We start from the raw sequence: 9,902 nt of genomic DNA, 5'->3' as shown, positions 1-9,902 counted from the left end.
GTCGCGGGGGCCGTGGCGGCCGTAGGCGCGGCACGCGCGGGCTCGGGAGCCTGCGGCCGGTTCTGAGCCGGTACGGCGGGGGTGGCGGGGACGTCGGGAGCCACCGGCGCGGGTGGGGGCGCCTGACCGCTCTCCATGGCCCGTACGGCGGCGAGCAGATCCGCCGCCTGTCCGCTCAGTTTGGCGCCCGCGGGGATGGGCCCTTCCTTCTCGGCCTTCCGCTGCGCGATCCGGGCGCGCAGCTCACGCTGCGCGGCGATCTCGGCCTCGGTCTCGGACAACTGCGCCGCCGTGTCCTCGACGGCCGCCGCGCCGTCGCCGCTCCCGGCCGTGTCCCCGCCTTCGGCCGCCGCGCTCCCGTCCTCACCCAGCGCTGCCGCGGCCCCGTCCTCGGTGCCGTTCCCGGCGGACTTCGGCTCGCCCTCCGCGTCGTCCACGGCCGCGGCCCCCACCGCGCCGGTTCCCGCGTCGGTACCGGCCTCGGGCGACGCCCCGCCCTCCGACGGGCCGGGCCCGGCAGCCGGCTCCGGCGCCGTGGCCGGGTCCGCGACGGGCGCCGGCGCGGGGGATCCGGGGGGCGTCCCCCGGGAAGGCACAGTCACAGCGTGCTCCAGTCCTGATCGGGATAGCGGTGCACGGGCGCCGACACATCGTCGAGCGCCTGGCAGATCTCGTCGGGAAGCCTAAGGCTCTCCACTGACAATGCGGCCGTGAGCTGCTGCGCGTTGCGCGCCCCGACGATCGGGGCGACGACGCCCGGCCGGTCCCTGACCCACGCCAGCGCCACCTCCAGCGCCGTCGTCGCCAGCCCCTCGGCCGCCGTCAGCACCGCGTCGACGATGCGACTCGCCGGCTCGTCGAGATACGGCTCGACGAACGGCGCCAACTGCTCCGACGCGCCACGGGAGTCGGCGGGCGTCGAGTACCGGTACTTGCCCGTCAGCACCCCCCGGCCCAGCGGCGACGAGGGCAGCAGCCCGACTCCCAGATCGACGGCGGCGGGCAACACCTCGCGCTCCACGCCCCGTTGCAGCAGGGAGTACTCCATCTGTGTGCTGGCCAGCCGGGTCCGTACCCCGGGCGAGGCCAGCTGCCAGGTCGCCGCCTTGGCGAGCTGCCAGCCCGAGAAGTTCGACACCCCCGCGTATCTGGCCCGGCCGCTGCTCACGGCTATGTCGAGGGCCTGAAGCGTCTCCTCCAACGGCGTCCCGGTGTCGAACGCGTGGACCTGCCAGAGATCCACATGGTCCGTGCCCAGCCGCTCCAGCGACGCGTCCAGGGCGGAGAGCAGATGCCCGCGCGAGCCGTCGAAGCGTCTGTCCGGGTCCGGCACACTGCCCGCCTTGGTGGCGATCACCAGATCCCGGCGCGGCACGAGTCTCTCCACCAACTGCCCGAGCAGATACTCCGCCTCCCCGCCCCCGTACACATCGGCGGTGTCGACAAGGGTGCCGCCCGCCTCCCAGAAAGCCTTCAACTGGTCGGCGGCGTCATGCTCGTCGGTGTCCCGCCCCCAGGTCAGCGTGCCGAGCCCGATCCGGGACACTCGCAGGCCGGTACGGCCGAGATGCCTCTGCTCCATGACCGCTGAGATTACTGGCCGGGGCCCCACTCGCAGTGAGCCTGTGGACAACCCGCCCCCGGCAGAGCCCCGATGCCGCCCCTGACGGATGCGCGGCGCACGCGCTAGAGTCCCGGCACAGGGACGTTACTGATCGGTAAGGGAGTGGTTATGCGGCTCGGCATCAATCTCGGCTACTGGGGCGCGGGCATGGACAGCGACAACCTCGCCGTCGCCCAGGAGGCCGACCGGCTCGGCTACGACGTCTGCTGGGCCGCCGAGGCGTACGGCTCCGACGTACCCACCGTGCTGAGCTGGGTCGCCGCCCAGACCGAGAACATCGACATCGGCTCGGCGATCCTGCAGATCCCGGCCCGCCAGCCCGCCATGACCGCGATGACGGCCGCCACGCTGGACTCGCTCTCCGGCGGCCGGTTCCGCCTCGGCCTCGGCGTCTCCGGACCGCAGGTCTCGGAGGGCTGGTACGGCGTCAAGTTCGACAAGCCGCTCTCCCGCACCCGCGAATACGTCGAGATCGTCCGCCGCGCGATGTCCCGCGAGCGCCTCTCCTACGAAGGCGAGCACTGGACCCTGCCGCTGCCCGGCGGCCCCGGAAAGCCGCTCAAGCTCACCGTCCACCCCCAGCGCGAGCACATCCCCCTCTACATCGCCGCGATCGGCCCCAAGAACCTGGAACAGACCGGCGAGATCGCCGACGGCGCCCTGCTGATCTTCCCCTCGGCCGGACATCTTGAGGAGACCGCGCTGCGGCACCTGCGCGCGGGCCGGGAGAAGGCCGGTCTGACCATGGACGGATTCGACGTCTGCCCCACACTGCCGATCGCGCTGGGCGCCGACGTCGACGCGCTGGCGGACATGTTCCGCCCGTACACCGCCCTGTACGTGGGGGGTATGGGCAGCCGTAAGCAGAACTTCTACAACCAGCTGGCCGGGCGCATGGGATACGAGCGTGAGGCGGCGGAGATCCAGGACAAGTACCTGGCCGGCGACAAGGACGGAGCCGCGGCGGCCGTACCGCACCAGCTGATCGACTCGACCACGCTGCTCGGCACGGTGGAGCGGATCGCCGACCGGATGAAGGAGTACGACGCGGCCGGCGTCACGACGCTGACGCTGTCCCCGGCGGGCTTCACCCTCGACGACCGCCTCGCGGCCCTGCGCGCGGGCACCGAGGCCCTGGAGCTGGCCGGTCTCGTCACCTGAGTCACCTGAGTGGCCTGAGGGGCCCGAAAGGCTCGGGCGCCCGAGTGGCCTCAGCGGCCTGAGAGGCACCTGACCGGCCCAGAAGTCCGCGGCCGTGGTGGGGGCTCGGGGGGTCTTCCCCGCCACGGCCGTCATGAAGCACAACGCCCCGTCCCCCACCCGGTTACGCGCGCCCGCATACGTACGGACGTGCGCCCGCCCGTCCTCCCATCGGCCGAGTCCGGACCCTGAGCTGTTGCCTCTTCCCCGATGTCGCATTTGACTCCCTTGTGCGGGTGTCTGCGGCGGACACCGGCATGGAGGTGGCATCCGATGCTCTCGGCCCGAGGCCTGTTCGAGGAAATCCTCGACAACGACGAATCCTTCCGGCTCTTCTGCTCCATCGCGGCCAGCGGCGAGGCCCAGGGCGGCTGGGAGAACGGCCGTATCGCCTCGTTGGTGCCCGAAGGGATGCGGGACCTCGCGCCCAAGATCACCCGGCACGGCGCCGACGAGGACAAACACGGCCGGATCTTCAACGCCCTCCTGAAGAGGCGCGGTCTGGAACCGGTCGACGTCCCGCCCGCCACGGACTACACGATGCTGCTCGAACAGCGCGGCATCGGTCTCACCCACGACAAGCTGCGCCGGAACGACCCCCTGACCGAGCAGGACATCGTCGTCTACCTCTCGCACAGCCGGGTGACCGAACAGCGCGCGGCCGACCAGATGGACATGCTGATGCGGTACTTCGGGGAACACCCGCTCGTCGGCAACGCCATCAGGATCATCAGCGCCGACGAGGACAACCATCTGGCCTACTGCCACGAGGAGTTGCTGCGCCTCGCCCGGCTCGGTCACGGCCGCACCATCCACCGGGTGCTCCGGGAGAGCGCGCGCGCCGAGATCCAGGTCTACCGCGACGTGAGCCTCGCCGTGATGGACCAGATGGGCCGCGTCCTCGGCTGGTCCCGGCCCAAGGCGGCGTTGCTGCGCGCGGGGATCCACGGTCTGTACGCGACGGAGCGGGCGGGCGGCTGGCGGCGGATGGTCAGCCTCAGCATGCCCGAGCGCCGGGACGCGCTGGGCGGCCCGGCGACCGCCGCCCCCGCCTTCTGAGCCCGAGGGCGGGTCGGGAAGTCTCCCGGCCCGTCAGAGCCAGCCGTTGCGCTTGAACAGCCGGTGCAGGAAGGTCACGGCGCCCACCATCAGGGCCAGCGCGGCCGGATACCCCCACACCTGGCTCAGCTCGGGCATGTGCTGGAAGTTCATGCCCCAGACCCCCGCGAGCAGCGTCGGCACGGCCGCCATCGCCGCCCACGCCGAGATCTTGCGCATGTCGTCGTTCTGCCGCACGCCCATCTGCGCGAGATGGGCGGCCAGGATGTCCGAAAGCAGCCGGTCGAGCCCCTCCACCTGCTCGTTGACGCGCGTCAGATGGTCGTCCACGTCCCGGAAGAACGGCTGCGACCGCTCCTGGACGAACGGCACCCCGGCGCGCGTCAGCCGCGAGACGGGAGCCGCCAGCGGCCCGGTCGCCCGGCGGAACTCCAGCACCTGCCGCTTGAAGGTGTAGATCCGCTCCGCCGCCGGCTGGTCGCCCGCCTCGCGGCTCCGGCCGGAGCCGCCCTCGGCGGGCGAGAAGACCTGCGTCTCCAGCTCCTCCAGGTCGACCTGCAATTCGACGCACACATCGATGTAGTGGTCGACCACCGCGTCACTCACGGCGTAGAGCACCGCGGTGGGTCCGTGCTTGAGCACCTGCGGCTCCGACTCCAGACGCATGCGTACGGCGTGCAGCGGCGCGCCCTCGCCGTGCCTCACCGTCACCACGAACGAGTCGCCGATGAAGATCATCAGCTCCCCGCTGGAGACGGTGTCCTTGTCGGAGTCGTACACCACCGGCTTGAGCACCATGAACAGGGAGTCGTCGTACACCTCCAGCTTGGGCCGCTGATGCGCCTTGAGCGCGTCCTCGACGGCCAGTGGATGCATGCTGAACTCGGTGCTGACGAGGTCGAACTCCTTCTCCGTGGGCTCATGGAGCCCGACCCAGAGGAAGGCGTCCCCGTTCGCGCGCGCCTCGGCGAGGGCGTCGGACAGATCGGCGGGGCCGTCGGTACGGCGCCCGTCGCGGTAGATGGCACGGTCGACGATCACCCCGTGCATTCTTCCCGGGCAGAGCCTCTTGACGCACGTCTGCCGCACCCGCTCCACGCGCTCCGGCCGCCCGCCCACCGCCGTCCGGGTGGCCGCCGCCCCCTTTGACGCACCGTTTAGGCTGGCCGACATGGCCACCCTGATCCTCGTACGGCACGGGCGCTCCACCGCCAACACCTCCGGCGTCCTCGCCGGCCGTACCCCCGGCGTCGCGCTCGACGAGCAGGGCCTCGCACAGGCCGCCGCCCTGCCGGGACGGCTCGCGGACCTGCCGCTCGCCGCCGTCGTCAGCAGCCCGCTCCAGCGCTGTCTGGAGACGATCCAGCCACTCCTCGACGCCCGCCCCGGCACCGAGGCGCACCAGGAGGACCGCATCAACGAGTGCGACTACGGCGACTGGTCCGGGCGCAAGCTCGCCGAACTCTCCGACGAGCCCCTGATGTCGGTCGTGCAGCAGCACCCCTCGTCCGCCGCGTTCCCCGGCGGCGAGTCGATGCGCGCCATGCAGGCACGCGCCGTGGACGCCGTACGGGACTGGAACGCCCGCGTCGAGGCCGAGCACGGCGAGGACGCCGCCTTCCTGATGTGCTCGCACGGCGACATCATCAAGTCCCTGGTGGCCGACGCGCTCGGTATGCATCTCGACCTCTTCCAGCGGATCCACGCCGACCCCTGCTCGGTCACCGCCATCAGGTACACCCGGCTGCGCCCGTTCGTGGTGCGGCTGGGGGACACCGGAGACCTCGGTTCCCTGACACCGCGTGAGAACGGCGCGGGCGGAAAGAAGGACAGCGGCGGTGAAGCCGTCGTGGGCGGTGGCACCGGCGCGGCGTGATCGCCGCGCGCAGTAGGGTGGACGGGCCGTCCGTGCCACCCCGGAGGTTCACCCTCCGGGCGCCCCGGCCCGCCCCATTCCGTCAATTCCCAAGGGAGACAGGACGTGTCCCGTCAGGTGTTCCTCTACGACCCGCCGGACCGCTTCGTGGCCGGTACGGTCGGGCTGCCTGGCCGCCGTACGTTCTTCCTCCAGGCATCCGCCTCGGGCCGCGTCACCAGCGTGGCCCTGGAGAAGACCCAGGTCGCCGCGCTCGCCGAGCGCATCGATGAGCTGCTGGACGAGGTCGTACGCCGTACCGGCGGCAACGCGCCCGTCCCGGCCGTGGCACCCACCGACGTCGCCGACGCCGCACCGCTCGACGCACCCGTCGAGGAGGAGTTCCGGGTCGGCACCATGGCCCTGGCCTGGGACGGTGACGAACAGCGCATGATCGTCGAGGCCCAGGCCCTGGTCGAACTCGACGCGGACACCGACGAAGACCTCGCCGACGCCGAGGAACGGCTGCTCCAGGACGAGGAGAACGGTCCGCCGATGCTCCGCGTCCGGCTGTCCGGCGCCCAGGCGAGGGCCTTCGCCAAACGTGCCCTGGACGTGGTCAACGCAGGTCGGCCGCCGTGCCCGCTGTGCAGTCTGCCGCTCGACCCGGAGGGACACGTATGCCCGCGCCAGAACGGATACCGCCGCGACGCATGAGCGTGACAGCGGTGGATCTGATCACCAAGGGCGAACTGACCGTGCGGGGCCGGATCCGCGGGGCCTCCAACGCCGTTCTCCACTGCGCCGTGTCGTACGAGGGCGAGGAGGCTCTCTGCGTCTACAAGCCCGTCGCGGGGGAGCAGCCGCTCTGGGACTTCCCCGACGGCACGCTCGCCCGGCGCGAGGTCGCGGCGTACGAGATCTCCGAGGTGACCGGCTGGGGTCTGGTGCCGCCCACCGTGCTGCGCGACGGCCCGTACGGCGAAGGCATGTGCCAGCTGTGGATCGAGGCCGACGAGAGCGACACGGCGCCCCAACTCCTCGCCCTGGTCGAGGAGGAGGAGCCGGCCGAGGGCTGGAAGGCGATCGGCTTCGCCGAGGTCGGCGAGGGCCGCACCGCGCTGCTGGTGCACGCCGACGACCCCCGGCTGCGGCGGCTCGCCGTCCTCGACGCCGTCATCAACAACGGCGACCGCAAGGGCGGCCATCTGCTGCCCGAGGCCGGGGGCCGGCTGTACGCGATCGACCACGGCGTCACCTTCAACGTGGACGACAAGCTGCGCACGCTGCTGTGGGGCTGGGCGGGGGAGCCGCTGCCCGCCGAGGCCGTGGCCGTCCTGGACCGGCTGGCCGGCGAACTGGCCGAGGGCACCCCGCTCGCCACCCGGCTGGCCGAACTGATCACACCCGCCGAGACCGAGGCCGTACGGTCCCGGGTCCAGGAACTGCGCCGTACCGGACTCCATCCGAAACCGTCCGGCCAGTGGCCCGCGATCCCCTGGCCGCCGGTCTGAGCGCACCGGGCCGCCCGGCGCCATTCCCGAAACATGGCCCACGCATCAACCCGCCGATAAGGCAAGAGCGCCGAACCGGACAACAGTCCCGGTCCGGTTCGTATCCGGAAGCAACGTCCGGTTACGCTCATGACATGCATGCCTGGCCCGCTTCCGACGTCCCCGCCCTGCCCGGCAAGGGCCGCGACCTCCGGATTCACGACACAGCGACCGGTGGACCCGTCACCGTCGACCCCGGTCCCGTCGCCCGTATCTACGTCTGCGGCATCACGCCGTACGACGCGACGCACATCGGGCACGCGGCGACCTACAACGCGTTCGACCTCGTGCAGCGCGTCTGGCTCGACACCAAGCGGCAGATCCAGTACGTCCAGAACGTCACCGACATCGACGACCCGCTCCTGGAGCGGGCGACGCGCGACGGCGAGGACTGGACCGGGCTCGCCGAGCGCGAGACCGCCCTCTTCCGCGAGGACATGACGGCGCTGCGGATGCTGCCGCCGCAGCACTACATCGGCGCGGTCGAGGCGATACCCGGCATCGTGCCGCTCGTGGAGCGGCTGTGCGACAGCGGCGCCGCGTACGTACTGGAAGGTGACGTCTACTTCTCCGTCGAGGCCGACCCGCACTTCGGCGAGGTCTCCGGTCTCGACGCCGAGGCGATGCGGCTGCTCTCCGCCGAGCGCGGCGGCGACCCCGAGCGCCCCGGCAAGAAGAACCCGCTCGACCCGATGCTCTGGATGGCCGCCCGCGAGGGCGAACCGAACTGGGACGGCGGCAGCCTCGGCCGCGGCCGGCCCGGCTGGCACATCGAGTGTGTGGCCATCGCACTCGACCATCTCGGCATGGGCTTCGACGTCCAGGGCGGTGGCAGCGATCTGGCCTTCCCGCACCACGAGATGGGCGCCTCGCACGCGCAGGCGCTGACCGGCGAGTACCCGTTCGCCAAGGCGTACGTGCACGCCGGGATGGTCGGGCTCGACGGCGCGAAGATGTCCAAGTCCAAGGGCAATCTGGTCTTCGTCTCGACCCTGCGCCACGCGGGCGTGGACCCGGCCGCGATCCGGCTCTCGCTGCTCGCCCACCACTACCGCGCCGACTGGGAGTGGACGGACCAGGTGCTCGAAGAGGCGGTGGCGCGGCTGGCCCGCTGGCGCGCCGCCGTGTCCCGGCCCGACGGCCCCGCCGCCGAGGCACTGGTGGACGAGGTCCGCGAGGCGCTGGCGAACGATCTGGACGCCCCGGCGGCACTGGCCGCCGTCGACCGCTGGGCCGCCCTTCAGGAGACCACGGGCGGTACGGACGAAGGCGCGCCCGGAGTGGTGTCCCGCACGGTCGACGCGCTGCTGGGCGTCGCGCTGTAGTTCCACTCGTACGGAAACGACGGACGGGCCGCACCAGTGCGGCCCGTCCGTCGTTCTCCGTACCGACTGCCCAGTCGTACGCGGTCCGGCTCAGTCGTCCGAGGAATCCTCGTCGTCTCCGGTGTCCGTCCCCGGCTCCCGGTCCGGTCCCGCGCCCGGCCCGGCTTCCGCGCTCGGGTCCGGCCCCGGTCGTGGCGCCCGCGGCGGTCTGCCGCGCCCCGGACCCGAACCCGGACCCGATCCCGGACCCGATGTGTCGCGCAGATACGTCCCCGAGCCCTCGCCGCTCTCCGTGGCGTGCCCGCCGGGCGTCTGACCGGGACCGCCGTCACGCCGGCGCAGATACCGCTCGAACTCCCGCGCGATGGCCTCGCCCGACGCCTCGGGCAGCTCCGCGGTGTCCCGCGCCTCCTCCAGCGACTGGACGTACTCCGCCACCTCGCTGTCCTCGGCGGCCAGTTGGTCCACCCCGAGCTGCCACGCCCGCGCGTCCTCCGCCAGTTCGCCCAGCGGGATCCGCAGCCCGATCAGATCCTCCAGCCGGTTCAGCAGAGCCAGCGTCGCCTTCGGGTTGGGCGGCTGCGAGACGTAGTGCGGCACGGCGGCCCACAGGCTCACCGCGGGCACCCCCGCGTGCGTGCACGCCTCCTGGAGGATGCCGACGATGCCCGTCGGGCCCTCGTACCGCGTCTCCTCCAGGTCCATCGTCCTGGCCAGGTCCGCGTCCGAGGTCACGCCGCTCACCGGCACCGGGCGGGTGTGCGGGGTGTCGCCGAGCAGCGCGCCCAGGATCACCACCATCTCCACGCCCAGCTCATGGGCGAAGCCCAGGATCTCGTTGCAGAAGGAGCGCCAGCGCATGGACGGTTCGATGCCGCGGACCAGCACCAGGTCACGGGGTTTCTCCCCGCCGACCCGGACCACCGAGAGCCGGGTCGTGGGCCAGACGATCTTCCGTGCCCCGCCGTCCAGCCAGACCGTGGGCCGGTTGACCTGGAAGTCGTAGTAGTCCTCGGCGTCCAGCGCCGCGAACACCTCGCCCTTCCACTCCCGGTCCAGATGCCCGACCGCCGTGGAAGCGGCGTCGCCGGCGTCGTTCCAGCCCTCGAACGCGGCCACCATGACCGGGTCGATCAGCTCGGGTACCCCCTCGAGCTCGATCACCCAGGCCTCCTTCCGAAGTGTTCTCTGAACGTACGGACCAACCTTACGGCTTCTCAGCTACCCGCCCGCAGCCCCCGTGCATGCGCGGGTGAACTTCCACGTCGCTGGGCATGGTGGGGGGT

At 71.9% G+C, this 9,902-nt stretch carries 9 protein-coding genes and 1 pseudogene; 6 read left to right on the top strand and 4 right to left on the bottom strand.

Features of this window, described 5'->3' with window-relative positions; all coding sequences use genetic code 11:
* Positions 1 to 602 (bottom strand): annotated as a pseudogene (locus tag ACFUN8_RS25125) (DNA helicase RecD); the annotation flags it as partial.
* A complete protein-coding gene (locus tag ACFUN8_RS25120) occupies positions 599 to 1,582 on the bottom strand; it encodes an aldo/keto reductase (RefSeq protein WP_383641714.1) in 984 nt (327 codons plus the stop codon). The gene ACFUN8_RS25120 and the pseudogene ACFUN8_RS25125, both read right to left, overlap by 4 nt.
* A gap of 150 nt (positions 1,583 to 1,732) precedes the next feature.
* Here ACFUN8_RS25120 and ACFUN8_RS25115 point away from each other — a divergent pair, with 150 nt between their 5' ends.
* Positions 1,733 to 2,785 (top strand): LLM class F420-dependent oxidoreductase, encoded by a 1,053-nt coding sequence (locus ACFUN8_RS25115; RefSeq protein WP_383641711.1) that lies wholly within the window; start codon positions 1,733 to 1,735, stop codon positions 2,783 to 2,785.
* 312 nt (positions 2,786 to 3,097) lie between these two features.
* The gene (locus ACFUN8_RS25110) at positions 3,098 to 3,883 is read left to right on the top strand and encodes a ferritin-like domain-containing protein (RefSeq protein ID WP_383641709.1); all 786 of its coding nucleotides are present in this window, start codon (positions 3,098 to 3,100) and stop codon (positions 3,881 to 3,883) included.
* A gap of 33 nt (positions 3,884 to 3,916) precedes the next feature.
* Here the strand turns inward: ACFUN8_RS25110 and ACFUN8_RS25105 are convergent, their stop codons facing one another.
* Positions 3,917 to 4,933 (bottom strand): magnesium and cobalt transport protein CorA, encoded by a 1,017-nt coding sequence (locus ACFUN8_RS25105; protein ID WP_383641717.1) that lies wholly within the window; start codon positions 4,931 to 4,933, stop codon positions 3,917 to 3,919.
* Positions 4,934 to 5,054: 121 nt separating this feature from the next.
* On the opposite strand from ACFUN8_RS25105, the gene ACFUN8_RS25100 reads away from it, so the two are divergent.
* From ACFUN8_RS25100 to mshC, 4 genes are all read left to right on the top strand, one after another.
* Positions 5,055 to 5,759 (top strand): histidine phosphatase family protein, encoded by a 705-nt coding sequence (locus tag ACFUN8_RS25100; protein ID WP_383641706.1) that lies wholly within the window; start codon positions 5,055 to 5,057, stop codon positions 5,757 to 5,759.
* Between the two features lie 105 nt (positions 5,760 to 5,864).
* Positions 5,865 to 6,455, top strand: coding sequence for a DUF3090 domain-containing protein (locus tag ACFUN8_RS25095; RefSeq protein WP_078078138.1), 591 nt, complete (start codon positions 5,865 to 5,867; stop codon positions 6,453 to 6,455).
* Entirely contained in the window at positions 6,419 to 7,252 is an 834-nt protein-coding gene (locus tag ACFUN8_RS25090) for an SCO1664 family protein (protein WP_383641703.1), read from the top strand. Before ACFUN8_RS25095 ends, ACFUN8_RS25090 begins: the two co-directional genes overlap by 37 nt.
* Positions 7,253 to 7,386: 134 nt before the next feature.
* Positions 7,387 to 8,616, top strand: a complete 1,230-nt coding sequence (gene mshC, locus ACFUN8_RS25085; protein ID WP_383641700.1) for a cysteine--1-D-myo-inosityl 2-amino-2-deoxy-alpha-D-glucopyranoside ligase — start codon at positions 7,387 to 7,389, stop codon at positions 8,614 to 8,616.
* 90 nt (positions 8,617 to 8,706) lie between these two features.
* Here the strand turns inward: mshC and ACFUN8_RS25080 are convergent, their stop codons facing one another.
* Positions 8,707 to 9,780 carry a PAC2 family protein gene (locus ACFUN8_RS25080; RefSeq protein ID WP_383641697.1) on the bottom strand — a complete coding sequence of 358 codons (1,074 nt, stop codon included), beginning with the start codon at positions 9,778 to 9,780 and terminating at the stop codon, positions 8,707 to 8,709.
* Positions 9,781 to 9,902: the final 122 nt, after the last annotated feature.

The organism is Streptomyces sp. NPDC057307 (assembly GCF_042667665.1).
Classification (GTDB): Bacteria; Actinomycetota; Actinomycetes; order Streptomycetales; family Streptomycetaceae; genus Streptomyces.
Note: the sequence above shows the minus strand (reverse complement) of the source record. Positions and strands in the feature narration are given on the sequence as shown.